31 protein-coding genes are annotated in these 25,960 nt (G+C 41.0%); 29 read left to right on the top strand and 2 right to left on the bottom strand.

Annotated features, from left to right (window positions below; all coding sequences use genetic code 11):
- Positions 1-142 precede the first annotated feature (142 nt).
- The 29 genes from TRESU_RS15585 (at position 143) to TRESU_RS08825 (ending at position 14,182) form a co-directional block, all read left to right on the top strand.
- Complete coding sequence (locus TRESU_RS15585; protein ID WP_245535658.1) at positions 143-724, top strand: ISAs1 family transposase; 582 nt, start codon at positions 143-145, stop codon at positions 722-724.
- A 29-nt stretch (positions 725-753) separates the two neighbouring features.
- A complete protein-coding gene (locus TRESU_RS15590; RefSeq protein ID WP_052299563.1) occupies positions 754-951 on the top strand; it encodes a hypothetical protein in 198 nt (65 codons plus the stop codon).
- Positions 932-1,303 carry an ISAs1 family transposase gene (locus TRESU_RS15595; RefSeq protein WP_052299565.1) on the top strand — a complete coding sequence of 124 codons (372 nt, stop codon included), beginning with the start codon at positions 932-934 and terminating at the stop codon, positions 1,301-1,303. The genes TRESU_RS15590 and TRESU_RS15595 overlap by 20 nt, the downstream gene beginning before the upstream one ends.
- An 82-nt stretch (positions 1,304-1,385) precedes the next feature.
- Positions 1,386-1,592 (top strand): hypothetical protein, encoded by a 207-nt coding sequence (locus TRESU_RS14705; protein WP_013701881.1) that lies wholly within the window; start codon positions 1,386-1,388, stop codon positions 1,590-1,592.
- 109 nt (positions 1,593-1,701) lie between these two features.
- A complete protein-coding gene (locus tag TRESU_RS08710) occupies positions 1,702-1,980 on the top strand; it encodes a hypothetical protein (RefSeq protein WP_013701882.1) in 279 nt (92 codons plus the stop codon).
- 388 nt (positions 1,981-2,368) lie between these two features.
- A complete protein-coding gene (locus TRESU_RS08720; RefSeq protein ID WP_013701883.1) occupies positions 2,369-3,142 on the top strand; it encodes a ParA family protein in 774 nt (257 codons plus the stop codon).
- Between the two features lie 39 nt (positions 3,143-3,181).
- Complete coding sequence (locus TRESU_RS08725; RefSeq protein ID WP_013701884.1) at positions 3,182-4,327, top strand: ParB/Srx family N-terminal domain-containing protein; 1,146 nt, start codon at positions 3,182-3,184, stop codon at positions 4,325-4,327.
- Positions 4,324-4,716 (top strand): hypothetical protein, encoded by a 393-nt coding sequence (locus tag TRESU_RS08730; protein WP_013701885.1) that lies wholly within the window; start codon positions 4,324-4,326, stop codon positions 4,714-4,716. Before TRESU_RS08725 ends, TRESU_RS08730 begins: the two co-directional genes overlap by 4 nt.
- A gap of 4 nt (positions 4,717-4,720) precedes the next feature.
- A complete protein-coding gene (locus tag TRESU_RS08735; RefSeq protein ID WP_013701886.1) occupies positions 4,721-5,065 on the top strand; it encodes a hypothetical protein in 345 nt (114 codons plus the stop codon).
- Positions 5,066-5,079: 14 nt separating this feature from the next.
- Complete coding sequence (locus TRESU_RS15165; protein WP_013701887.1) at positions 5,080-5,229, top strand: hypothetical protein; 150 nt, start codon at positions 5,080-5,082, stop codon at positions 5,227-5,229.
- Entirely contained in the window at positions 5,226-5,417 is a 192-nt protein-coding gene (locus TRESU_RS08740; protein WP_013701888.1) for a hypothetical protein, read from the top strand. The genes TRESU_RS15165 and TRESU_RS08740 overlap by 4 nt, the downstream gene beginning before the upstream one ends.
- 88 nt (positions 5,418-5,505) lie before the next feature.
- Positions 5,506-5,646, top strand: coding sequence for a hypothetical protein (locus TRESU_RS15170; RefSeq protein ID WP_013701889.1), 141 nt, complete (start codon positions 5,506-5,508; stop codon positions 5,644-5,646).
- A 3-nt stretch (positions 5,647-5,649) separates the two neighbouring features.
- Positions 5,650-6,432, top strand: a complete 783-nt coding sequence (locus TRESU_RS08745) for a hypothetical protein (protein WP_013701890.1) — start codon at positions 5,650-5,652, stop codon at positions 6,430-6,432.
- Between the two features lie 13 nt (positions 6,433-6,445).
- A complete protein-coding gene (locus tag TRESU_RS08750) occupies positions 6,446-6,670 on the top strand; it encodes a hypothetical protein (RefSeq protein ID WP_013701891.1) in 225 nt (74 codons plus the stop codon).
- Positions 6,667-7,050, top strand: a complete 384-nt coding sequence (locus tag TRESU_RS08755) for a hypothetical protein (RefSeq protein WP_013701892.1) — start codon at positions 6,667-6,669, stop codon at positions 7,048-7,050. Before TRESU_RS08750 ends, TRESU_RS08755 begins: the two co-directional genes overlap by 4 nt.
- Entirely contained in the window at positions 7,047-7,364 is a 318-nt protein-coding gene (locus TRESU_RS08760) for a hypothetical protein (RefSeq protein ID WP_013701893.1), read from the top strand. Before TRESU_RS08755 ends, TRESU_RS08760 begins: the two co-directional genes overlap by 4 nt.
- Positions 7,365-7,386: 22 nt before the next feature.
- Entirely contained in the window at positions 7,387-7,623 is a 237-nt protein-coding gene (locus tag TRESU_RS08765) for a hypothetical protein (protein ID WP_013701894.1), read from the top strand.
- A 33-nt stretch (positions 7,624-7,656) separates the two neighbouring features.
- Entirely contained in the window at positions 7,657-7,893 is a 237-nt protein-coding gene (locus TRESU_RS08770) for a hypothetical protein (protein WP_013701895.1), read from the top strand.
- The gene (locus TRESU_RS08775; protein WP_013701896.1) at positions 7,890-9,083 is read left to right on the top strand and encodes a hypothetical protein; all 1,194 of its coding nucleotides are present in this window, start codon (positions 7,890-7,892) and stop codon (positions 9,081-9,083) included. Before TRESU_RS08770 ends, TRESU_RS08775 begins: the two co-directional genes overlap by 4 nt.
- Positions 9,080-9,316, top strand: a complete 237-nt coding sequence (locus TRESU_RS08780; RefSeq protein WP_013701897.1) for a hypothetical protein — start codon at positions 9,080-9,082, stop codon at positions 9,314-9,316. The genes TRESU_RS08775 and TRESU_RS08780 overlap by 4 nt, the downstream gene beginning before the upstream one ends.
- 29 nt (positions 9,317-9,345) lie before the next feature.
- The gene (locus TRESU_RS08785) at positions 9,346-9,816 is read left to right on the top strand and encodes a single-stranded DNA-binding protein (protein ID WP_013701898.1); all 471 of its coding nucleotides are present in this window, start codon (positions 9,346-9,348) and stop codon (positions 9,814-9,816) included.
- Between the two features lie 2 nt (positions 9,817-9,818).
- Positions 9,819-10,097, top strand: a complete 279-nt coding sequence (locus tag TRESU_RS14930) for a hypothetical protein (protein WP_041612039.1) — start codon at positions 9,819-9,821, stop codon at positions 10,095-10,097.
- A complete protein-coding gene (locus tag TRESU_RS08795; RefSeq protein WP_041612040.1) occupies positions 10,094-10,438 on the top strand; it encodes a single-stranded DNA-binding protein in 345 nt (114 codons plus the stop codon). Before TRESU_RS14930 ends, TRESU_RS08795 begins: the two co-directional genes overlap by 4 nt.
- Positions 10,435-10,668, top strand: a complete 234-nt coding sequence (locus TRESU_RS08800) for a hypothetical protein (protein WP_013701899.1) — start codon at positions 10,435-10,437, stop codon at positions 10,666-10,668. Before TRESU_RS08795 ends, TRESU_RS08800 begins: the two co-directional genes overlap by 4 nt.
- Positions 10,669-10,965 (top strand): hypothetical protein, encoded by a 297-nt coding sequence (locus TRESU_RS08805; RefSeq protein ID WP_013701900.1) that lies wholly within the window; start codon positions 10,669-10,671, stop codon positions 10,963-10,965.
- Between the two features lie 13 nt (positions 10,966-10,978).
- Positions 10,979-11,344, top strand: a complete 366-nt coding sequence (locus tag TRESU_RS08810; RefSeq protein WP_013701901.1) for a hypothetical protein — start codon at positions 10,979-10,981, stop codon at positions 11,342-11,344.
- Positions 11,345-11,382: 38 nt separating this feature from the next.
- The gene (locus TRESU_RS08815; protein ID WP_013701902.1) at positions 11,383-12,240 is read left to right on the top strand and encodes a hypothetical protein; all 858 of its coding nucleotides are present in this window, start codon (positions 11,383-11,385) and stop codon (positions 12,238-12,240) included.
- A gap of 185 nt (positions 12,241-12,425) precedes the next feature.
- The gene (locus TRESU_RS08820; RefSeq protein WP_013701904.1) at positions 12,426-13,700 is read left to right on the top strand and encodes an AAA family ATPase; all 1,275 of its coding nucleotides are present in this window, start codon (positions 12,426-12,428) and stop codon (positions 13,698-13,700) included.
- Positions 13,688-14,182: a hypothetical protein gene (locus TRESU_RS08825; protein ID WP_013701905.1), complete on the top strand. Its 495-nt coding sequence runs from the start codon at positions 13,688-13,690 to the stop codon at positions 14,180-14,182. Before TRESU_RS08820 ends, TRESU_RS08825 begins: the two co-directional genes overlap by 13 nt.
- Positions 14,183-14,405: 223 nt before the next feature.
- Here TRESU_RS08825 and TRESU_RS08830 read toward each other — a convergent pair whose 3' ends face one another.
- Positions 14,406-17,225, bottom strand: coding sequence for a hypothetical protein (locus TRESU_RS08830; RefSeq protein WP_013701907.1), 2,820 nt, complete (start codon positions 17,223-17,225; stop codon positions 14,406-14,408).
- 22 nt (positions 17,226-17,247) lie between these two features.
- Complete coding sequence (locus TRESU_RS08835; protein ID WP_013701908.1) at positions 17,248-25,953, bottom strand: MuF-C-terminal domain-containing protein; 8,706 nt, start codon at positions 25,951-25,953, stop codon at positions 17,248-17,250.
- Positions 25,954-25,960 lie beyond the last annotated feature (7 nt).

Here is a 25,960-nt window from a genome sequence, read left to right on the forward strand (position 1 = left end):
TTAATTTTACTTTTAAAGTCAAAACTAAACAAAAATTTTATAACCTAGATTCAGACAGCATCAAGCATTCGTATTTCAGGGCAAACGCATGTAAAAATTTTTTGTTTTAAATCTCTAAACTACTATTTAAAAAATGCACAAAATGGTAAAATTCCCCTTGGGTGGAATTATGCTTTTAAGAGAAAGTCTGGAAGAAATAGACGATTTTAGAGTAAAAAGGTGCAGGAAGTTTGAACTGGCTGATATTTTCCTGCTGGTTTTGTTCGGGCTGCTAAGCGGCATCAAGGACATTGAGCACATAGCTGAATGGGCGGAGGAAGCGGAAGAGTCCATCAAGGGGCTGGTGAAGTTTGAGTTCGGTCCGCCAAGTGCCGACACAATTCTCCGGGTTTTCAGAAATGTGAACGCAGATAAAATCGAGAAAGTTTTTATAAAGTGGGCTCATGGAATTTACGAGAAAGTAAAAATTGAACCGGACAGAACAATTGTTGCCATCGACGGAAAGACGATGTGCGGCTCAAACAAGGTCACGGGAGCAAAGGGAATTCACATTGTAAGTGCATGGGCAGATGAACTGTCCCTCATTCTTGGGCAGGTAAAGACAGATGAAAAGTCAAATGAAATCACTGCAATTCCTGAGCTTCTGGAACTGATTGATATAAGGGGAATGATAATCACAATCGATGCAATGGGCTGCCAGAAAAAAAATCTGCGAGAAAATTAAGGAAAAAAAAGACAGACTATGTTCTTTCTTTGAAAGGAAATCAAAGCACGACACACGAAGCCGTAAAAGACTTTTTCTCTATGGATGAAAAGGAGCTTGCAAAATACGGAGTTATAAAAAGCGAAAAGGAATGTAATCCTGACCATGGACGAATTGAAAACAGGCAGTATTACCTCTGCACGAACCTGTCGTGGCTGGAGAATAAAGATGAGTGGCCGGGGACTTAAGGCTGTTGCCATGGCACGGGAAGAACGGACTGTAAATGGAAAAACTTCCACAGACATCAGGTTTTTTCTAACTTCACTTGATAACATTGAACTTGTGAAAAAATCAATTCGACTACACTGGGGAATTGAAAACCGCCTTCACTGGTGTCTTGATATGACTTTCAATGAGGACTACAAAAGGCACCGAAAGGATCATAGTCCGGAAAACATGACAGTTATGCGCCGGCTTGCATTAAATATCTTACGCCAAGCAGAAAAACCGGAGAATAAAAAACAGGACAGTTTAAGCAAGCGCACGATCTGGTTTCGGGAAAACCGCCAGTTCCGCCAAACGGTTTTAAGGCTCCTTTAAAATTTCACACTTTCTGTAATTTTATCAGAAAGTGTTTTTACATGCGTTTGCCCTGAGGAGTCATTCGGAGAGGAGACAGCCTATGATAAAAACAGGTGTACCTTATGGAAGTGATGTATCTGCAGGAAAATACAGATGTGATGACTGTGGATACATTTATACAAATCAGTCTAAAACCTCTTTACCACCATGTCCGCGGATTAATCAAATTCCACATTATCGGCATTCTTGGACGATATTAAATGGACAAGGTGATGCAAAAATTGATCCATATCCTTATGGCCGATAACTAATTTTTTAAGGATGGAAGATATAGACTCCTTGATATATCTTGCGTCCTTAACATTTCAGTCTTTTCAGCATCAGAAAAAATGTTGCTATAATTGAATAAGGAAATTATGTTTTGTGAAGATTATTTCGAATTAAAATTGCCAAAGCGAAAACTCCAGGAACTAAATGAAAGACTTACAGGTTGCGAATATTGTAATTCTACTTATGATAGAGAAGATCATGAAACATACTTCTATGAGCCACATGAATCCTTTTATGATTTGCTAGAAGATATAGGATTCACAGATGAACAAAAGATAATTATTTATCAGAATATATCATGTCCAAATTGCGGATGTGATTTAGATGCATATTCTGAGGTTACAGAAAATGAATACTTTCGATAAGAAAGATATCATAAACAATTTATTGAAAAAATTGCAAATAATGCAGCAACAAAAATAAAAGAGTTTTATGGTTAATTGTAATATCAAGTTGAAACAAGATATTTAAGCAGCATTTCCATGTGAAGCGCGGCTTTATCTTGGAATCTGCTTGCTTCTATATCTTTTTTCTCAATTTTGAACAAGAAGACACCCTCTTTCAGGCAGATTCAGGTTGTTTTCTTGTTTTTTTTTGCCCATCTCATCTGAACGGAGATTCCCGGGTTCGAGTCCCGGAGCTGGGCTTAGGCATTTGCCTAGAAAATTTTCTCTTTCATAAGGGCGGCTAAAAAACGTCTTGGGCGGGCAGAAACGGCCAGCCTTTTGAAAGAGTCTTTCGGAAGGAAATATTATGGTAATCACGTACTCAAGCATGAAAGGCGGAGTCGGAAAGACAACAGACTCCATTCTGACGGCGACAAACCTCGCGGCAAGAGGCTTCAAGGTTCTTTATTTCGACCTCGACCCGAACAACTCAGGAACAATGTACTTCACGGCAGGAATTGAGAACATCGCCGAGACAATCGAGCGGTGCAATGTCTTTGAATCGCTCAGCCACAACAGCATAGAAAACTACGCGGTCAAGTCAAGGGTCAAGAACATCGACATAATTCCGAGCCACCTGAACATATACAAATTGAGAGGAATCGGATACAACGAGCTTCAGAAGACACTGCGCGGAAACGGATACGACTACGTTATAATCGACACAGCTCCGACCTACGACAACATTGTCATAAACGCACTGATTGCCGCGGACATAATTCTCACGCCGCTTGAATTCACATCCTTCAACCTGACAACAACAAAATTTCTTCAAAGGCAAATCTACGACGACTGCCCGCAGCAGGCTGACAAGTGGTATCTGCTTTACTCTCACTGGCAGGAAAAAGTGGCTATGTTCCCCACATCAACGCAGTCCCAGTTCGTCCAGGTCTTTGAGAGCGAGTTCCAGAATATCCTTGACGTTCATATCCCACAGACATCCTCCGCCGACAAGTATGTCCAGACAAACGAGAAAATCAGCACGAAAAGCAGACTTGTCGGAGCAAGACGCCTTGCCACGGAAATCAACAAGCTCGTGAATATGCTGGCGGAAGGCAGCGGCGAGGTTGACACATTCTAGACCGGCACGTGTCGGCTGATTTTTACAGGAGAAAAATCTATGGCAAAAAAACTCAGCATAATAACAGCAGGCGGAAATCTTCCGTTCGCAAACAACGGACTCAAGCTGTCTGAAAATATCCTCATCGAGAAAATCGAGGAGCACGAGAAATTCAAGAGTCTGTTCTCGATAGACAAGACCCTTCTTGACCGCATTGCGTCCGACATGGAAAAGAACAGCTTCGACTCAAGCCAGCCGGTTCATATCTGGGTTACAAAAGGTGATGACGGAAAGGAACATAATTATCTTATAGATGGCTATACAAGAGTTGCAGCCAGTAAAATGGCAGGAATAAAAATGATTCCTTATTTCAAGCATACATTTGAAAGTTTTGAGGAAGCCCATCGTTATGCTCTTCATCTTCAGACTGACAGAAGAAATCTTAATGGAATAGACCTTTTGAAAAACATCCAGGAGCTTATGGGGAGCGACTACATCCAGAGCCTTGAGGGGAACAAGAACGAGGCTATAGGAAAAGAGCTTGGAATTTCGGAAAAAACAGTTGAACGCGCGAACAAAGTGAACAGCATGGCAAGCGACGAGCAGATTGAAAGAATCGAGAACGGAGAGGCTTCGCCGAATCAGATTTACAACGAAATTATCAATCAAGAAACCGTTGACGAGGAGGCGACCGATGAGCAGCGAGAAAGGATTGAATCAGGAGAAGCAACGATAAAGGACATCTGCAAGGAAATCAAGGCTGAGAAGAAATCCCGAAAAGCGTCTAAGAAGAAATCTTCCGATGATGATATTTCCGAATCCCTCTCCACAAACGAGGGTACTCCTGCAGGACTGAACTTCAACCATTCAGACGGAATCGAACGGCCGTCATACAGACTTTCCCCGGAAGAGGATTCCGAGCGCACAAAGGAACGAAAAGCGGCTTATGAAGCTGGACTGAAAAAAGGCAGCGACCTTGCCTACGAAATCTATGACTTCATTCTTTCGGAAATTGAGAGCGGAAAATCTGCCGAAAAAATCCGCAATGACAGCCATTTTGACGATTTCTCTGTGGCAAGAATCTACAGGGCTTTTAATCTGTCTGATGAGCAGAAACAGGAAGAAGAAAAATCCTCTGATTCTGACAACGGTGATTCAGGCATTTCTGATTTTGATGATGACATCATCATGGGAGAATCTGTATGACTTTTACAATGACCTTCAACGATGGCGATTTTCTTGAGCAGATTGAAAATATCAAAAGAGACGAGTCACTCTGCCTCATTACGAACAAGGAAAAAGCTTTTATCTCAAAGGAAAAATTAGAAGAAAAGGGTTTTGAGAACTACCACTTTTTTGAACTAGAAAACAGCGAAACCTGCAGTAAAGAATTTCTTGACCTTATAAAAACTATCTTCAGAACTCCATGCTTTACGATTGTCATGGACGGTGTTGACATAGGCAAAAAACCGATAAAAGACCAGCTGGTTAAATGGGTCTATGGTTATGCCAATACGTATGGTCTATTTCACATAATATGCAATATGTCATTGTATAGAAGTTTTCTCATGCAACTCACAGACGAAACGGAGTAAAAATATGGCAACTGACTTAATTTTAAGACTTATTTTTCATTTTTTCATGACAATTGGAATCTGTATTTTGATCCATGTCTTCTTTTCTGGGTTTGACTTGTATGAAAACTTCTTAGCTATTTTTATACCATTAATATTCTTTGCTGTATCGACTACTCTTGCTTTTATCGCGGTCCAAAACTACATCCAGTCAAATTCTGAGGAAAAAAACTGCTATGAAATAACTGTCAATGAGAAGTCATTCAAAACATCTGATTTCAAGACAAAACTGGACGGCTCAATAGAGTTCACAGCTAACGACGGAACAGTAATCCGCGCGTCTGAATATGAGATAAAAAAACTAAATTAGCAAGGAGAGAACAAATGTTTAAAGCTTTCAATTCAATAAAAGAAATTCTTCTAGTATTTTATCAAGTTCTGTTTGTAGAGGCAAAAGAAAGATACGAGATTACAGAATTTTATCTGGAGAAATGCGGCCACAACAAAAAAGTAAGGAATCTAATAAAAAAATGACCGCAGGACAGTTTGCAGATATTGTCGCCGAGATGAGGGCGGCGCAGAAATGTTATTTCCGTACTCGTTCACAGAAATCTCTTGAAAAGTCAAAGGAGCTTGAGAAAAAAGTTGACGACATTATCGCCAAAAGAGAGGCAATGCAAAAAGGAAAACAGCTGAATCTGTTCGAGGAGATAAAAGAATGAAATGGCATATTCTTTTTTATTCAACGCCTTTGTAGCTGCGGACATTATTTCTGAAATAGCCAAGCGAAAAAGAAAAAGGAATCGCTAAATGCCCCTAATAATCATAAACAAAAACGGCATAGACTTGGAGGAAATCGAGAGAATGCAGGACGAAAAAGATACATATGTAATTTCTGTCTCAGAATCTGTCCCAAAAGAGATAAAAAGAAGAGTTGAATCAGGAGAATAGACAATGACAAACGAAGAAATCAAGAAAATACTTCTTTCTCTTGAAAAAGCAGACATAGACTTCTCAGTCACGCAAACAGGAAAAGTTTCTAAAAAAGTGAATGGGCTGTATGCACCTGCGACATTTGAAATTTTCCTTCACAACAAGAATTTCGCCACGGAAAATGAGCTTATATACACGGCAATCCACGAATATACACATCACCTTATAAACTGTAAGCAAAAGAAGCTCGGTATTGAAGTGAAGAATGGTGGTAAAAGCCACACAGCGGAATTCTGGGCGAAATTCGATGACCTTCTGGAAAAAGCTGTCGAAGCAAAAATCTATACGAGAGAACGCTCTAAGGATTTGTCTGCTTTAATTGAAGAAGCAAAGGAGATTGACCGTGAAATCGTAAACCTAAAAAAGAAGCTCGGAAAGATTCTTTCAGAAATACATGAGAAATCCCAGGAAGAAAGCATCAGATTTGAGGACATACTTTCGCACGACTTGAACATATCCAAGAATACGGCAGAAAAATGCCTTAAAAGCAAAAATATAGAAGAAAACTTCGGTCAAGATGAAATGGAAACAGTCCTCAAAGTAAAGGATTCACAGACTCAGCAAAACATAATAGACGGACTGAAAAAAGGTAAAACAATAAACCAGGCTTCTGCTTCCATAAAAAAAGACAAAAACTCATCGCCGTATGAAAAACTCACAAAAGAAAAAGCCAGGCTGGAAAAAACAATTCAACAGCTTGAAGAGCGACTGGAAATAGTTTCAGAAAAACTGAGCAGAATGTAGGAGAGCAGCCAAAATGAAAGAAATAAAAAGCCTTCCTGATAAAAAGACAAAAAAAAACGCAATTTTTATAGCCACAAAGATTGCTCTTACAGTTCTTTTTCTAATTCTAAATATCTCAGTTATGGTTACCAAGGGAGAAAATCTACTGCTATTAATTTCCTCCATTCCGGTAACTCTTGCCTGCATTGCACTGCAAATAATTGAGCATATCAGAGAAATAAGGAGTTGCAAGCAATGAAAAGCACATCCCTAACATTCTTGGTTTTTATAATTTCAATGCCATTTTTCTCATGCGATTCAGTGCCAGTGCAATATGGAAACTACGACAATGTCAAAGTGCTCAAAGCGACGGACTGGGACAGCAGATATATCATAAAAACTGATTCTGATGAATACATAGCATGGAATGTCAGAAACTGCCTGTACAAAAGCCAGGACTATCTAAAAAGAAATACTGTTTCTTTCAGGAAAGGAAACACGGAAATAACTATCGTACAGGTTGACGAGCCTACTGACATGAAAAGCGTTACAGCCGTATGCAGCACAGCAACAAGAATAACAATCTATTCGACAATTCTTGACGTTAAAGAGATTTTAAGCAAGGAGGATTCAGAATGACAGAAATTGAAAGAAGACTTTACGGCAAATGCAGAACCGCCTTTGAAAGCTCGTGCGGAGCGGAATTCCGTCTTTATTCGAATGGAAAATTCTCCGCAGAAGCAATGAAAATTCTCAAATCAAAAGACTTTTCTTTTTCACTGGAAGAATCAGAGGAGAACCAGCAATCCTGTTTTTCAGCAGTTCTTTCCACAAAAGAATCCTATGCCTGTCTCTGTTTCATAGCAAAAATACGGCACGAGGAAAAAATGGAGCAGGATTTAAAGAAAATCATTGATGCGCTTGCGAAGAATACAGAGAAAGACAGCGAATAGTTTATAACAAGGAGAATAACGAATGAAGAAAAATGAAAAGGAAACTGCCATTTTGATTGCTGTATGTGCCTTTATCTCATTGCTTATTTTGAGTCCATTTATGTTTTTTCTACTTAGCAATGAACACAAGACGGAAACAGTATATTCAAATTATATGACCATCAAGAACAAATATACAAAAGTAAAACCAGCAGAAAAAGAGGCGTTTGCAATTCTAGGTGGTATCAGTTATCTCAACTTTACAGAACAAAATTCTTGACATTGCTGAATACAAGCAAGACAGCGAGCAGCCATGAACTACATATCTACACTCCAGCAGAAAGGATACATCGAGACTCTCTCAAACCGCACGGAATCAGCCCATGCTCAGAAGCTCACAGATGACGACTTCGCAGCAAGAATAACGTCCGTCTTTCTTCCTTTTATCGACGTGGACATTCCGGACGGAAAATTCATTCTGCTGCAGGAAAAAATAAAAGAAATTCTCCGTGAGCACGGCAGAAATCTTCAGAAGGAGGAAAAGGCATGAGGTTCTCTGTCTTCGCATACTCGCAGGAAAAACTTCTCGAATACGGACTCGATGTGACAGACGCGCTGATTCTCGACTGGTTCGCGAATTTCTTCATCGGAAAAATGGAGAAGCGCATTTTCAAGGATTTCTCCGACAATTCAAGGATTTTCGGCTGGGTGAAAATCTCAAAGATAATGGAAGACCTTCCTGTAATCGGAATCACATCTGAAAAAGGAATCCGGCGCAGATTCGACGCGTTTGTGGAAAAAGGACTCATGCAGCGCGAGACAGTCATAACACAGGGCGGAAAACGTTCGTACTACAGAACAACAGAACTTTACGACACACTCCTGAACACAAAAGCAAGTGAAAAAACAGAAGCAAAGAAAGAAGAATCTTCTTGCAACGGAAAAATTCCGCAAAGGAATTCCACTACCTTTGCGGAAAATAAGAATCCGCAAGGGACAAAAACGACACATGCGGAACCAGAAAAGACTCCTGAAAGTCCGCATAGGAACTCCGCTACCTTTGCGGAAAGGAACGGCAATACCCATGCGCAAGGGAACTCCAGTTCCTATGCTTTAAATGATTCTTCTACCAGTGATTCTATGTTTAATGATTCTTTAATTTACGAATTCAAAAGGTATGCTGTTGCTTTAAACAATGCCTCTGAAAAAATTTTCGGAAAGAGCGCATTTGATGAGACCTTCCCCGAAAAAGCAGCAGCATTTTTTATACAGAACAAAATGCAAGCAGAATCCGCAGAAAACTACCTCGAGTTCATCAGAAAGCGTGTCGCGGAAAAGAAGCCTGCAAATCCGCGAGGACTTGCGTACAGACTTTTCTTCCAGAACGACATTCTTCAGGAATTCAGAAACTGTCAGACAGAACTTTCAGAAAAAGCTGCCGAGAGCGAGAAATATCTCAGCGTCTGCCCGGTCTGCGGCAAGGAAAAAGTCAATATATATTCAAGCTGCCCTGAATGCGGTTTTGACATGACAACCGCAAACGACGATGAAAAACTTGAAATCGCGCGGAAAATATGGAATCTCCCGCCGGAAAAGAAAAAACTTTTCAAAATAGACGAGGAGAATTTCATCAGACGGAAACTGTCGCTCGGATTCGCAAGACTTGCGGACAAGGCCACAAGAGAGCAACTCAAAACGGAGATGAGCGAGATTTACAGAAAATACGGAATAGAGGCATGAAAAAAAAGAAAAAGCGGATTGACGAATTTCTGAGCTTCTTTGAAAGCAAGAAATCAGGCGATGAGAACGAAAATCTTGCAGTCCTTCAGCGGATAATGAACTTTCTGAAAGATTTCAAAGGTCAGTCGCTGCGACACAAAATTGTATGGACTGTGAGAATAGTGCTTTGGGCAATACTAGTCTGCGCTGCGGTGCTCGGCATTGCGATGCGGATTAGAAGCAATATCAGATAGACCGACACGTGTCGGTCGAGGAGCAAAAAATGGAGCTAAATGATGTGAAACTTTTCGGACGTGTAGTCCGGGATGCGGAGATGAAAACCATGCCGAACGGCATGAAAATCGCGACTTTCAGCATAGCGACGAACAGAAGCTACAAGAACGAAAAAGGCGAATTCGTGCAGGTCGGAAATTTCTTTCCGCTTTCCGTGTACAACCAGTATGCGGAGAAGGTTCTTCCTTACCTTACAAAAGGCAGAAAGGTAATAATCGACGGCTACCTTAAGCAGGACAGATGGGAAAAGGACGGCGTGAAAAAAAGCGCGACAGCAATCGGCGTAAGAAACATCCAGCTTATTTTCGACGCAAAAGATTCTGCAGAAAAGAGCAGCGTTCCGGCTTCCGAAAACAGCGCAGTTCCGCAGCCTGAGAGTCAGAATGAGGAAAGCATGATTTATGAGGACATGCCGGACTTTGACACTGACATCTACTCAGACACGGAGGAGCTTGTCTGAAAATGAACAGGATTCTGTCAGCTGTAAAATCGTCAGGCATAATAAGAATTCTCAACGCAAGGCTGGCATATATCCTGCATTTTCTGAACCTGCGCTTCACGCCGCTCGCACTTCTAGTTTTCATAACCGCAGGAAGCGTTCTGATTTTCATAACATCATACATCTTCCGCTACAGCCATTATGACTACTGGACTTGGAGAAGAAGAGCGGTGTCTAAGGCGTTCTGCTGGTGCATTACGCTCATGGCAATAAAAATCACATTAAGGAGCTTGGCAAATTGAATTCCATAACTTTACACGGAAAGATTGTCTCCGACGCGCAAATATCTCTCGTAAAGACATCGGCGGGAGAGATTCCTCTTGTAACATTCAATGCACAGGACGACGGACTTCCATACCAGAAGAGCGAGCCTCTTATTATTGAAGTCCATTTTCTGAAAGAAGTCGCAAGCCACATCTTCGACTATCTGAAAAAGGACAAGGAGATTGTTGTTTCTGGATTTCTGCGGCAGAAAAAATACGTGACACTGGAAAATCCAGACCAGGAAAGAATCAAATACTACATTTCGGCTGAATATATAACTCTATGCCCGAAGTACATCAAGAAGGAGGATAAAAGATGACATCAATGACAGTTCCTTTAAGGCTCACAAAAAACGACATCGCGGTTCTTGCAGACGAGCTCAACAGCTGCGGCTCAGGCTCTTCGGAGCTTGCGGAAATTCTGGAGCGGATTCTGAAGTCCGCCCACGAGACCGGAGAAAAACAGAAGGACATCGCAGAAGAAATCAACAGCGAGAATCCTTTCTCAAAGCCAAAGACAGACAAAAGCAAAATGATAACGAGGTTTTAGATGAAAAATTTCAAGCAGTACCAGTACAGACGGATAATGACAAAGGAAAACAAGGTTGCGGACGGCGACTATAAAATAGAAGATTCTGTAACAATCAGGGTAAAAAACGGCTTCCTGAACGACACTACAGACGAGGAAGGAAATCTTCTGCCAGCAATCGAGACAACAGACGGAACTCACATCGAGCACTGGAAAAACGGAGTTCTCCACTGCGACAACGAACCTGCGGTTATCGACCACATCGACAACTACGAGGAATGGTGGCATAATGGGCTTCAAGTGCCATCAAAAAAATAGCAAGGAGCAAGCAATGACAGAAGAAGAGATTGAGCAAAAAAGAGCCGAATTCACCAAGAACGACCTTTTCAAGGAGTCAAGCTCGCCGTTCAAGGAATTCCAGATGGAGCAGTTTGTCATGGACGGAATTCCGCTGAACGGACAGAACAGCAAGTCCATGAAGATAAACGGAGCTGACACGCTCGTGATTTTCAACTTCAAGAACGGGCTTATCCATTCTGAAAATGACGAGCCTGCCGTTGAATATCCGAACCACTGGGAATACTGGAATGACGGATTCATCGAGAAAATCGTGGACGCAGGCGGCGACACAGAGGAATACTGGGAAAACGGCGTTCCTGTCAGAATCGAAAAAAATCTTTCCGAAAGAAGAAAATAAAAATCCGGCCGGCACGTGTCGGTCGAAAGGAAAAATGGATGGCACTTATTCAAAACTTCTCGAATCAAAAAACAGAAAACCAGCTTGACACAAGCACACAAAAGACTGAAAAGCAAGGCGCAAAAATGGTGACGATTCCTCAGGCGGAGTCTGAAAAATTTCTCATCGCCCTTGCGGAAACTCTTGACGATGTCCAGGATTTAAAGGAAATCGCAAACAGCCTTATCACATCAAAGAACATCGAGCTTGAGCATTTCCGCGATGACACAATCACAAAGTTCAATGCGCTGATTGAGTTAACCACAGACCTGAAGAAAAAACTTGACACGGCGGAATCCTATGAGAACTATCTTGAGGAGCGTGTAAAAAACGCAAATCTTTCGGCGGAAGTCGCCGCGCTTGAAATACAGCTCCAGAAAGAAAAAGCGGAAATCTCAATTTTTATCCAGATGATGACAAAAAGCATGGACACCTGCACATCAGAAATCCACGCAAAAATCACGGAATTGAAATCTGCCGATGAAATCATAAAGAACAGCATCAAGGAATTTAAAGACGAAACCGAAAAAGCCTCGACAAACTACATGAACGAGGCTGAAAAGAAAATCGCAGAAGTCTCGACAACGCTTCTTGCAAATTCAAAAAACGAGTATGAAATCCTTAAAACTCAGTCATCAGACATGATAAAAGCCTACACCGAAAAATGCCAGGCACATCTTGAGACAATAAAAAAGCAGTCGATTGACTTTCTGAAGCAATGCGCCGCCGAGAACAAGAAGCTGATAGAAAGCGTTCCCGGCGTAAAAAGCAAAAAACTTTCCGTAAAGGACATGATTATCTACGGAATGTCTGTCGCCTCAATCGCAAGCATGGTTGTGCAGATATTTGTGAGATAAAAATTCTACAGGATAAATAAAATGAACAAAACCAAAACTATCGATGTTATTATTGAAAACGGAACTGAAGAAGAGAGAGGTGCTAATACCTTTGCAGTTAACCACTTTGATAAAATGTAGTTCCAAATTTTCATATTTTATAATATAATTTGTAAATTCTAATAAAAATTATTTTGGAGTTTTCTATGCCGCAGTTAAGAGTAAAAAATTTTGGACCAATAAAAAATGGATTTACAGAAAATGACGGTTTTATGGAAATTTCTCCTGTAACTGTAATCTGTGGCAATCAGGCAACTGGAAAAAGTACAATTGCGAAACTGTATTCGACTTTTACTTGGCTGGAAAAAGCTTATTTAAAATCTAACCTCGAAAATAATAAGTTTTTGGATATAGATTTTGTTTCTTATTGTTCAGAACAAAGACTTAGCGAATATTTTACTGACAAGACAGAAATAACCTACAGTGGCTTTATTTGTCGCTTTGAATATAAGAATAATCAATTTACTCAAAATGCAATAGATGATTTTTATACAAAATTAAAAAATTATAATCGTCCAAAAATCATGTATATTCCATCTGAAAGGAATTTGCTTACAGTTGTAGATGATGCTGAGAATATAAAAAATTTACCTTTAATGTTATCTATTCTTTTAGAAGAATATAATAAAGCAAAGAAAAATTCTGAAACTGGAATATTTGGACTTCCTATATCAGATATAAAATTACAGTATGACAAGCAGACTCTTTCTACAAAAGTGTTGACTAATACTGGAACTGTGGACATATTGAATTCATCTAGCGGAATACAGTCAGTTGCTCCCATTTCTTTGGTAACAAGGTATTTGACAAAAACAGTTACATCAGATTTTGCTAAAAATATAAAAAGACTAAGCCTTAACGAAAGAAAGGCTATAAAAGATTGGTTGGGAAGAATGTCAGACAATAAATCTGAAATGACTTTATATTATCTTGATAAAATTTTTTATGGTCAAAAAGTTGATGAAAATATAGAAAAAAGAATTGAGGTTTTAATACATTTCTTTTTTAATACTCGTTTTATAAATATAGTCGAAGAGCCAGAGCAGAACCTTTATCCAGAATCTCAGGGCAAGGTTTTATATGAGCTTCTGGAATGTCTGAGCTCAAATAAAGATAACCAGCTGATTGTTACGACTCATAGTCCATACATCCTTTCATATTTAACCTTAAGTGCAAAAGCTGCTGAGCTTTTTAACAAAGGAGTTCCTGCTGATGAAATTGAAAAAATTGTTCCTGAAAAATCTGCTGTTGACGGAAAAAAGATTACAATTTATGAAACCAAAGAGGACGGTTCTATAACAAAACTTTCGCCTTATGAAAATCTTCCTTCAGATGAAAATCTTTTGAATAAGGCTATGGCAGAAGGAAATGAAAAGTTTTCTAAACTTCTTGATTTGGAGGTGGCTTTTTGTCAAAAATAGATTTTTTTGAATATTCTAAAAAAGTAAAGCCAGTTCCAGAGTTTGGTTTAATAGATAAACAACCTGCTGATATAGATTATGATGATAAAGAAAAAGATAAATGGAATGCTATTGTAGAATGTAATAATAGAAGGGATTATTTATTTTCTCCGTTAGATAAAAAAATAAGAATTCCAAAAGGGCAAGGCGAAGAAGAATCTCTTTGCGAGTGTATTTTAAACACAAAAGATACTATCGCATTTGTTGAACTAAAGGATGATAAAACTTCGGATTATAGACGCAAGGCTGAAAAGCAGCTTGAAAATACTTTAAGGATTTTCAAGCAAAACAATGATATTGATAAATATATCTATAAAAAAGCCTATATTTGCAATAAAAGGCGACCTTATTATAATGTAACTAAAAATTCGATTTGTTCAGATTTTGCTAAAAGGAATGGTGTTTCATTGCATATTGGAATAAATATCGAAGAGTTTGAATGATTATCATTTTTCATATATTAATAAATAAAATTGTAATTCTTAAAATTCTATTTTCAGTTATACTTACTTTTAAACTAACAGAAAACTGATGAAATTGCCTTTTATTGCAACTAAATGAATAGAAAACTTTTAAATCATGTTTGGATAATGGAGAAATAAAAACTCTCGAAAAAAAATGTCAAGCCAGCACATCAAAAATTAAGTGCCGGCTGTCATGCAAAAATCACCTGTAGGAAATTTCCATGCTGTTGCGGCGGCTATGAGCCTGCTGATGTTTCATTTCTTTAAGCTGTTGCTCCTTATAGGCTTTAAGGACTGTATCACGCGGAATTTCTATGAAGGATTTTTCCTTGTCCATGAGAGTTACGGTGTTTCCCTCCTTTGAGGCGGAAATTACTTTCAGCTCAGAAAAATGAACTTTTTCCTTTCCGTGTCCAAAAATCTTGTCTGACTTAATATCAATGTCTTTTAAAGTATCACCGATTTTAAGGTTGTAATCCTTGTCAGTTCTCAAAAGCTGCGTGTCGGTGTCGATTTTCTGTCCGTCGGTGGAAAGCGTGTCATAGAACGGACGCGCAATCCGGTTTTCAGGCTGGTACTGCTTTATGTACTCTTCATTCAATGGAACTTCTTTTATAGCCTCGTGGTAAGTGCGAACTATAAGCTGGTTCAGACTCTCGCCTTCCCTTGCGATTTTCTTCAGCAGCTTCTTTGTCTTGTCCTGCTCTGATGGAGACATTTTCTGAATGATTCCTTTTGCAACTTTCAAGGCATCGCACGGAGAATTCGCCTCCTTTCGGCAGAAAACTGATAAATTATGCCTGAAATTATAGGCGGTGTTTGAACGTTCCTTGAAAAAATCCTCGTACTGGGTCTTGAGCATTTTCTTGTAAGCCGGAGTATTCTCATCGAATTTATTCTCAAAACGTTCCGGCGAAGTTATTTCCTTGAAACGCTCTTCCGTAACGGAAATAATGCTGTCACCGTTCCGCAACGTATAAGTCTTGTCGCTCTCATTGAACTTTGTAACGACGCAGTCCTTGTAAGTCTGCAATCCGTTCTGCGTCATAAGAGAGAATTCCGGGATAACAGTTCCCTTCACTCCTTTCTCTGGATTGTCAAATACAATTCCGTTGCCTTCCATCTGGAAAATTTTTTCTTCCTGCTGCTCCTTGTACAGACCTGCCGGATTCAAAAGAGTATTGAAAGTTTCACGCGGCAGGGAAAGTTTTTCATTCTCGTTCTCAACCAAGTACGTTCCGCTTTCATTGTCATAGCTTTTGACAACAAAATTCTCGCAGGTTTTAAGATGACCGTCAGAAGTCATCGAGGCAAAAGGCGGAAGAATTGTCTTTCCATATATGACTTTTCCTGCGGTGTAATCCTGATAGGAAACATCTTCTTTTTGAGTTTCCATGTTTTTTTCTTCTTCTGAATTTTCTACAGACTCCGGTTTAATTTCTGGCTCATCATCGACGATTCTTGCATTGTCAATCTCTTTTTTCATTCTTTCAAATTCTTCCGGAGATTTTACATTCGGAGAAGGCTGAAAATTTTCTCTTGCTTCATTCTCTGCAAAGTCAATTTTTTCAGACGGCTCTGATATTCCTGTCAGCTTCTCAATCCGATTCAGAAGCTCGAACGCCTCCTTGTAGTTATCAGAATTTATATCAAGGGAGCTGAGTTTCTGAGCAGCCGACTCAAAACGGTTTTTCACGGCATTGTCAAAAGAGCTTTCATTCTGCTGATTTTTCTCAGCTGTTTTATCATTGACAACGGAATTTTTCTTGTGTATATTTAATTCAGAAGCGACTGCGCCCACCTGGTCGTATATTTCGAGAAAGCCAGGCGTGTATCCATAGCGAGCGATCCCCGTACCTATGGAATCGGTCGCCTCACGTTTTGTATCTATATAATCAAATCCGCTTACAACATATTTTCCTTTCTTATCTTTTCCGATTAAGGTTTTGATTCCGTCTTTGTAAATAGCATATCTTCCGTTTTGCTCTTTAACAGCAGGGGCTTTATCAATATTGTTCAGGGCAAGAAAAAGAATCGCTGTTGTTTCTCTTTGAGCTTCTTCCATTGAAAAACCATTGTTCAGACGTTCTTCCATCCTGTGCTTTATAAGATGCCGGAGTCCTGTCGGCTGGATTTTCTCAGGATTCTTCTTGTCGAACAAATCGCCGAGTTTTATTTTTATTTCGCCGTCAATATTCACATTTCTTCTTGTGAAAACATCGCCTTCAGAAAGAACATCTGAAATATCAGACATAAGTGCAAAATCTTTTTCCTCGTCAAGCTCATAAGACAACGTGCCTTTTAGAAAATCAAAATTATCGTTTCGGAACGATTCTATCTCATCAGAAAAACGGTTTTCAAAAAGGTCTTTTTCCTGTCTATCAGAACTGTAAACAAATTCAAGAGGAACAAGAAAATCATTGTTCAAGGCTGTATAAAAAGTGCCTTTTTCCCGGCAATAGAAAATATCCGCGTCAAAACTTGAAGTTTGCAGGAACTCAGCCCTGTTGAAAACTTTTAAAGCTTTCTCAAAATTCTGCTCTGAGACCGGCTTCTGGCTTTCAAGAAATCCTGCATAATACAACGCGTTTTTTGAGAGAAGCTTTTTATTCTGCTCGTTGGAAATTACAGAATCCACAAAAGCTCTTTCCTCTTCCGAGAATTTTCTGACAGCGACAAAATTAAAATCGTTGTATGTGAACATACGGGCGGAAAAATCTTCTGCTTTTTGGTATTCCCTTTCATTTTCCGCAACGATATTTTCTTCCTCATCGAACCAGTGGGGATTGCCGTTCTCGTCAAGATAGTCAGGCCTTGAATTCTGTTCAGCCTCATAGTCCGCTTCCATTGCCGCCTCAGACATTCCGCCGTTTCCCTGGACTGATTCTATTCCGCTGTCAATGATTTCATCTTCAGAAACTGAAATATTTTCAGGTGTGATTTCTGAATCAATGCCTTTTGCCTTTTTTATTGCTGCAATCAGCTCCGCAATTTTCTGCTTTTTCTCGTTTTCTTCATTCATGTTTTTTTCTCCTGGTAAAATTTTATCTTTCAAATGCGACTTCTTTTTTCCGCATTGTTTTCTGTTCCGGCTCGCTGAAAAGCGCGGGATTTATTCTTGTCTGCCAGGTCGCCTCGATGTCTGGATTTTTCAATTTCGCTCCGTGGACATCAAAGTATTGTCTTCCGGGAAGAATATTGAATTTCTCCGTAACAGTTGATTCCGGCAAGGCTGCGTCGATGAATGCGCTGTGCTCAACAAGATTTTTCAGTTTGTCCTCGAACAGAAGTTCGTCAACAGCGGACATTGTTTCAGAGAAGTTCTTTGTAATGACTGGAAAAGCCTTTACAGAATTCGCCTCAAGACCAGAGAACTGAAGCTCGTTCCTGATTTTCTGCGGCTCGTTGTCAAAAAATGACTTGTCGTACAGTTTGATTCCTGAAACATGGTTCAATGAATCAGCAAATACAACAGGAATAAAATTGTCATTCCAGTTGTTCTTGTCGTTTATCTTCTTCGCGACATTTTCAAGTTGCCAGGTATAGTCAACAGAATCCTCTAAGAATGCAAAATTCCTGTTGAGCAGCTTATCCTCTGAATTTCCATAGGCATTTGAATTCAGCTTCATCTTCCAGCCGTTTTCCGGCGTGTAGAGATTGAACGTGTCGTGGTCGAGAATTATGTGTCCTGCAAAACGGCACAATCCGTTTCCATTTGTGAGATTTCTCTTCAAGGATTCTGTCAATTCCGTATCAAAAGAGCTTTCAACCGTGTTTCCGCTCGGATGGTTGTGAACAGCCGCAACCATGCAGTCAAGTTCCTCCGCGCGTGTTATAACCTGCTTTATTGTCTGCAAGTCAGGAGTGGAAACTGCGCAGCGGTTTGGAGAATACGACTTTACCGCAAGCTGATCTTTTATCTCGCCGTTCTCACGTCCAATCAGAACATAGCGGAATGTCTCGAACTGCTTGTTTCTGTAGATTTCCATCGCTGACTGAAGCTGATTCCATCCTGTCCCGGAAATTCTGCCGAAATCGTCAACCTCAACAGTTTTTCCCTGAACATCAAAAACACCGTGCTCGGCAAAAACCTTGAATGCCTTGTACATTCCTGACTCTTTTCCGTTCAGAACAGGAAATATAATCTCGTCGCGCTTCAGTTCTGATTCTGTGAGCTGGCGTTCTGTTATTGAGAAATCGTCATACGGAAGCGTTTTTCTGTATTCGTTTTCCAGTGAATGAACAGACAAAATGTCAGAATCATCAAATCCAAAGAAAAGGCTTCCTGAATCTGAATAAAGAGAATCCATATTCTGTTCAGGCTGTTTTGCAGGCTCTGCTTTTTCAGCAGCTTTTTTCAAGTCTTTCTGCTCTGGCTTTTCAACAGCTGCATTTTCTGAGACATTTTCGTTTTTAACAGACACAGTCTTGTCCTGTTCTGAAATCATCTTTAGAAGCCGCTCTTCCGGATTCATAAAATTGAAGCGGAAGCCGTTTTTATTTGCTGCTCCAACATCTTTTGGAATTTTCGCAGTCCTATAGAAATCCAGTGCGTCTTTCGGATTGTCAAATGATTTCTCCTGGTACTTCCAGCCTTTGCCTTTTTCGCCGCGCTCGTCCGCCCAGTGTCCGCCGTAATAGACAATGATTTTTTCAATATCGTTTTCATTTTTAATAAAAGAGTTTTCATTGGCGGCTTCATTTTTCACGGACTTTTCTTCCAGAGATTCAATCTCTCCGTTCAGCCATTTCTCGTATTTTTCATACCCGGCATTTTTGTAAAGCCTGAATTCGCTCTCCGTGATTTCACCGGCTTTAAGTTTTTCAGAAAGCATAGCCTCGTGCCGCATTGTCTTAATCTCATACTCGACTTCCTTCATAGGGCGGAGATTGTTTAGAATGTCGGCTTCAAGAATTTCACGCTGTTTTTCAACAGGATATTCGATGAGCTTCTGTTCCATTCTTTCTATCTCAAGTTTTTTGAGAATCTGCGACAAAGTTTTTTCAATATTATTGATTTTTTCCTCGCAGGCGTGCTTCTGACTGTTCAAATTGTGGATGTATTCCGCTTCTTTTTCGGAGTCTGTAATCTTAAGGGAAGAAAGTTTTTCATTGACTTTTTCAAGACCTGCTTCTGCCTTTACGAATTTCTTGTTGCAGTCTTTTAGCTCTGACTTTATCCATTCAGGAACTTCAAGACCGCTTCCTTTGTAGGATTCAATCTGCTTCTTCTGATAGTCAACAGTTTCCTTCGCATCCGAAAAATCAAGCTCAAGCTGCTTGCGCTTTTCAATAATCTCATCAAACGACTTTATTTTGAGGTTCAGCCTTGAAAGTTCCGCGCGAGCCTCCTTTGTCTCTTCCTGTAAAATAAGTTTTGCTTTTTTATGCGGATCTTTTATAAGGTCAAGCTTCAAGTCTTCCGGATTTATATCCTCGACATTGAGAGAATCGCCCTTGTAGTTCCAAAGTTCGTTTATTCGGCTTCGTTTCTCATCGTGCTTCTGATAAAGGACTGAATCGATTGAATCGTTCATTACCGGGTAGACAATGTGGACATTTCCCTGAAGATTTCCCTGCCTCCAGATTCTTCCTTCCGCCTGAATTGTCTCGCTCGGATTCCAGCCCAAAGAGCAGTTGTACATGACAAAGCTGTTTCCATTCAGGTCGATTCCTTCGGAAGTGTTTTTTCCGCCGATAATGATTTTGCAAGGATTCTTCTCGTCATTGAAGCATGAAGTGATTTTTTCTTTCTTTTCAGGAGTATTGTTCACTTCGCCGTTTATGATTTCTACAGCATTCTTTGGAATTCCGTGTGCGACAAGATAGTCCTTTATTATTCCGTGGCTTTCTTTTCCAAGCGGAACATACATGAACTGCCCTTTTTCAGGATTGCCCTTGTACATATCGATTATCGCGTCGCATACAAATTTCAGCTTCGGAGAAGTTTCGACAAGCTTTGAAAGCGGAGGAAGCTCAATGCCTGGATACATGGCAGGATTTGCAAGAGCCGGAGCAACGCACGAAAGACGCATATTGTTCATTGCGACAATAACAGCCGCGCTGTTGCCTTCCTTGACTTCCGCCATGCGCTCCTCGTCAATCTCGCGCATTTCCTTCTGCAAGTCCGACATATCAAGCGGCTTGACATGGGTGAACTTGTTCGGGCGAATAATTCCAGCCTCCTCTCCGTCAACCTTGTCAATGAATTCCGTAAGAATGTTCTGCAGTGCGGAAAGCTCCTTCCAACTTTTCATAACCTGCTTTGTGTCGATATTTCCTGTCGAGGTTACGCCAAGCTCCTGCTTTGTCTGTGCAAATTCATCGAAGAACGCTCGCAACGAAGTGATTCCAGCCTGCTTCAGGCGCTCGCGCCCTACATACGAAAGCATTGAGTAGACTTCCGTCGGACTGTTTGTGAACGGAGTTGCCGTAAGCATGAAAACGTTTCTGTCGTCATTGTGCCTTTGGGTAAGCTGCGTCATTCCATACATTTTTAGAGCACGTGCGGACGGCTTTCCGCTCGGAATTCCTGCATACTCATTTGACTCGCCTTTTTTCTTCGGACGTGGAACAACCCACAGATTCTTGAAGTTGTGCGCCTCATCCACTGTAAGATTGTCAAATCCGCAGTCCTCATAGAAGAAATAGCTCTCGTCCTTAACATGGCTTGCAGAACCGATTATCCCCTTGATTTTGTCGGAGCTTTCCGCATTATCCCTTGCACTTCCATCCATATCTGCGCTCAGAAGGCTTGCAAAATCCTCGTAAAGTTCATTTTCACAAGATTCGTCTGTAAAGGTGATATTTTTCAGGGCTTCGTAAGTGCAAAGCGAAATAGAGTTCTCTGGAATATTCAATCTGTGGAGATTTTCAGAATCAATATATTTTTCAACGGAATCTTTTCCAAAATTATAGAGGTCGTTCACTTTTATATTCGGGAAAAGCTGTCTTATATCCGTGTACCATTTTGAATAGACTTGGTTCGGAACAACGATAAGCGGCCGGCTGCTTCTTCCTGTCTGAATCTGGTTCACTGTCGCGACAATTCCTGCGGCGGTTTTTCCAACTCCTACATCATAAGCAAGGATTCCGTTTCCCTTGTTGCACAAAAATGAAATTCCTTTTATCTGCTGGTCGTACAGCTTGAATTTCGAGTCGCCCTTGTATGCGCTCATTCCGTCAACAAAAAGAGGCAGTTTTGAATAGTCAGGCGCTATATAGGAGTTGAACCGCCGGTTGTATTCAGCGGAAAGTCTTTTCTTGTCAGATTCTGAAAGTCCTTCATGGAGATAGCGGTCAAACAGGCGGTTTGCAGTGTCGCTGCGTGCCTGGCGTTTAAGGTCGGCTTCTTTTCTTCGCTCCGCTTTTTCCGCAGCCTTCTCCTCTTCGCTCATGTCATAAGTGCGCCAGCCCCTCACTGCCTCGGCTTTTACAGGCTTTCCGTCGATATAGTTCACGATGTCATAGAAAGTGAGTTCCTCGCCAAGCTCCTCTCGTGAGATGTTCGCTGTCGCAAAGTCGATGTCGCCGCGCCATTTCCGGTCTGCAAGTTTCGCGTTCTGCGCCCAAAGAATGAAAGATTCCTGAAGATTAAGATTGACCTTGTTTCCTTCCGCGTCGATATGCTCAACCGTAAAAGTTTCTGCAAGCGCGGTTTTCACGCCGAAATGAATCTTCTCAATTTCAAGCGGAGATTTCATTGCAGATTCCAACAGCTTTATGTTGTCCGCAAAAATCCTGTTTCCATCAGATTTCACATAAAGTTCTCTTTGCTCCTGTATCTTTGCATAAATATCGCCGCTTGTGAAAAGCTCCTTGTGAGTCCATTCGCCGAAGTTCTTTTCAACATATTTTCCGCTTTCAGAAAGATACTGTACGTCATAGCCGGAAAGTTTTGAGAGGTCGATATTGCCCTGCCAGTCCGTCGCCTTCCATATTGGAAATTCCCGTTCGTCAAAGTTGCGTCCGTAAAGATGTGAGAATTCCTCAGCAGACATGACTTCGCCTTTTGACTTTACGATGTTCAGTCTTTCTTTTCTGTCTTTTGGAGATGTGGAGTTTTGTTTTTCAGGCTCTAGTTTTTCGTTTTCGTTGAGCGGAGAAAGCATTTGCTCTGAGAAAACACTGTTGACAAGAGATGTTCTTGTGAGTATATTTGACTTATCCGATTGGAGAACCTCAATAGGGAAGTATACCCTTGCGACTGTACTCCAGTCGGTTATTTTTTTGTCGTCCACATATCTGCAAAGTCCGTCATCAGTCCATTTACGAATCAAATCAACGCCATTTTTAGCAACAACTGTCCTGTCATGAATAGAACGGATATTCTGAACTTCTATCTGCTTTCGATGTCCATTTTCCTGCTTTTGAACTGAATCATTCACATTTACCGCAAGCGCAACCGGATTTTCATCTTTGAACACATCTGTAAGAACAAGTTTTGATTCCACCTTGTTTTCTGTCGCATTTTTATCTGAATCAAAGACAAGTATCGGAGTTGCAAGCCTTGTCAGGGCATTTAGGATTTCTTTTTCTGATAGTCCGTGTGTTTCAACTGCCTTTTTTACAACAGAAACAGAGACTGTAACATCTGTATATTCGCTTCCTGTTTCCTGCAGAACACGAGGCGTTTTTCCTATAACAAAGCGGTCGTTTTCTGGGCGGACTCCGTTTTCAAAATACTCTGAAAGCTCCTTGCTGAGAGTTTTTATTTCAGAAAGCCTTTCATCAGTAACAGGCGAAATGTCATATCTTGTGTCCCCCGGTCCGACTGGTCCCCAGTATTTTCTGTTGTATTCATCAAGCTGCGTTTCAAAAGATTTTTCTGCCTCTTTTTTTTCAGTCTGATTGGCCTTTTTTATTTCATCAACAAAGCTGTCAATCTTGTTCAGCTCATCCTGAACGGAAAGACCTTCATGGACTGCGACATATTCCTCTTTCTTTCCGAACCGGTTTGTGCGTGTTTTCACCTCGCCCAAGATTTTTTCAGGGTGATTCTTGAACCATTCTCCGTCTGACAGAAGCTCGCTGGAGATATTTTCTCTGTCATCAAGGTTTTCTTTTTTCCGCATGATAAGAATGTCAGTTCCTACTTCCGTTGTGGAAAATGTTCCCTCCGGCAGTCTGTATGCATCTAAAATTTCTCCTTTCGAGGCGATGACTTTCTTCTGCCTGTCATCGGCTGTGCTCAAAAATCCGCTTGGAACGACAAACGCAAGAACCGACTTCTCATCTTTGAGAGCGTCCAGTCCCCTTGCAATAAAATATTCCTCGTAGCGGTCAAATTCTCTTCCCTCGCCCAAGCCCTTGTACTTGTCGTTGTATTTTCCATAAGGCGGATTTCCGATTACAACATCATGTTTGGACTGCTCGTACCCGATTTTAAGGAAACGCTCACCGTCATCAAGGAATTGCTTCTGAAAAGCTCCCTGAATCACATCCGCTTCCGGGTGAAGAATTTTGTTGATTCTGGCGGAAGTCTCGTCAAGCTCGTGCATTGTGAATTTATTATCCGGACGGTTATTCGCAAACTTGCCGACACCTGCGGACGGCTCAAGGACAGTCTTTGCGTCCGGTGCGTAAGCGTCCACAAGTTCCCAAACTTTCTCAATGAGATTGTCCGGCGTGTAGAAAGCGTTCAGAACTTCAGAATTTGTGCGTTCGTCCTCATTAAGTCCGCCTCCGCCCTCATACTGGGCAAGAATCTTCTTGTCATCTTCTGTGATTTCTGAATCAGGCTTTTTGAGAATTTCCCGGCACTGCTCGCGGAGTTTTCTTAAATCAGATTTTGTTCTTGGAGCGGAGATGTCTTGGGATTGAAGATTGCTTCTTACGTTTTCTCTTTCTTCTTTCTGCTGAACAGAGGAATGCCTGTCCACCCACATGAATGTTATGTCGTGGACATAGTCCATAGTCTCCGCATCTAAAGTCCAGGCCGGAACATCTCCCTGCATGGAAAGGCCAGTTCCTTTTCTATGCTCAAGAATAGTGCTTGCGTAATAGCTTGTGATGAACTGCCCTTTCTCGCCGAATTTTTCAGTGCCATTTATGTCGTAAAATCTTACAGTCCAGTCATCGCCAATTGTTTCTGATGAAAGCGAATTTTCCGCCGGAACAATCTCAATCGCAAAACGGTCGTTCACCTGATAATAATTTTCAGCCGTATATGAAATGTTACTTTCTAGCAGGTCGGACTCAAAATCCTCTTCATACACTGGAGATTCATTTTTGAAAACCGCGTTTACATAGTCGCCGCCGCGGATTCCGTCCTCGCAGACCAGATTGAAAAATTCATCGGCAAGGCTTTTCGCTTTTTCAGAAGCCTCGTCGTTTGCCCAGGCAGCGATTGTATGCTCCACTGGAATCACAATGCTGTCGTTTTCCCTTGCGCTGAAAATTTCAGTTCCGTCCTTGTTCTTGAGAGCAACTGAGTGAAGACTGTTTTCATATTTTGATTCAAGCGTGAAATCTGAATTCTTTATTTCAGAGACAATCTCATCAAGCCTTTTTGTTGTCTCAAAATCCTCGTCCGCTTTTTCCGCCTCGCGCTCGTCATTTTCCTGGGAATACTGCATTTTCTGCTCTTCATTCCATTTATGGAATTCATCAGGATTCATCATCTGACCGTTTTCGGCTTCAATCAGATTTTCATACTCGGATTTTTCCTTCTGGATGAACTTTTCGACAGTCATTCCAGCCGAAACATGAAAGTCAACTTCCATTCCCAGGATGTTTTTCAGCTCGTCAATATTGAGATAGCCCCACTCTGCGTTTTCCCAGTCATCGTTAAGACACTGGAAGCCGAACGCGTCTCCGTCATTTCCTATTTCTGTAACAAATGACTGAGTTCCGCTCGGATGAAAATAACGGAGAACGATTCTGTGCTCTTCAAGACCGTCCGTCTCATTGATTTTTGGAGCGTTCTCTACAGCGGCCGCAATTTCCTTAATCTTGTGTACAAAGAATTCACGCTCCTCGCCCTGCGCGAATTTCAACGTAGAGACATACTGAACCGTCGGAAGCACGGACTTTGCAATGGCAAGTTCCTTAGGAGAAACTGTCAGGTCGTCATCAGATTGCTTTTCTGAACTATGCAGAATTTCTTTTTCAGCCTGCGGCTCATCTGCCAGCGATTCTTTTTCCGCAGCTTCATGCAGGGAATCCAGCATTTCAGAAGTGAGTTCCATTGTCTCCGCAGGAATATTGATTTCAGACTGCTTTTCAAGATACGCCCTTTCTTCCGATTCGGTGAGAGTGTTTTCTTTTTCCCATTCAGCCTCGTCATCAAGCTCTGTTTGTTCCTGTCGCATTTCAAGTTCTGCTATATTTTCCTCAGTTTGATTTTCAAGGGCAGCCTCAAGACGTGAGATTTTTTCCTGGTCGCGCTTTCTTTCCTCTTTCAGCTCAGCAATAAGATTTTCAAGATATGCGATTCTGTTATCAATCGAAGCCTTGATTTCAATTGAGCCGTTTTCCAGTGCTGATTCCGCAAGCTGCTCAATCTGATTAGACTGGAAGTTTTTTTTGTTTTCAGAATAAAACTTTTCCGCAAATTCTTTCACAAAGTCCGAGTTTCTGTCTTTCGCTTCCTGTGTGCGCGGATACCATACGCCACCGTATCTTGTTGTAAAGCCGTATCCGTTCTGCTTCAGGAAATCTCTCTGTTCCTGTGCCGGAGCTTCTGAAAAACGGAGGTTCTTGTTTCCGAAATCAGCATTGTCAAAAATTTCAAAATGTATGTCTGCCATGTTTTTT

The organism is Treponema succinifaciens DSM 2489, assembly GCF_000195275.1.
GTDB lineage: Bacteria > Spirochaetota > Spirochaetia > Treponematales > Treponemataceae > Treponema_D > Treponema_D succinifaciens.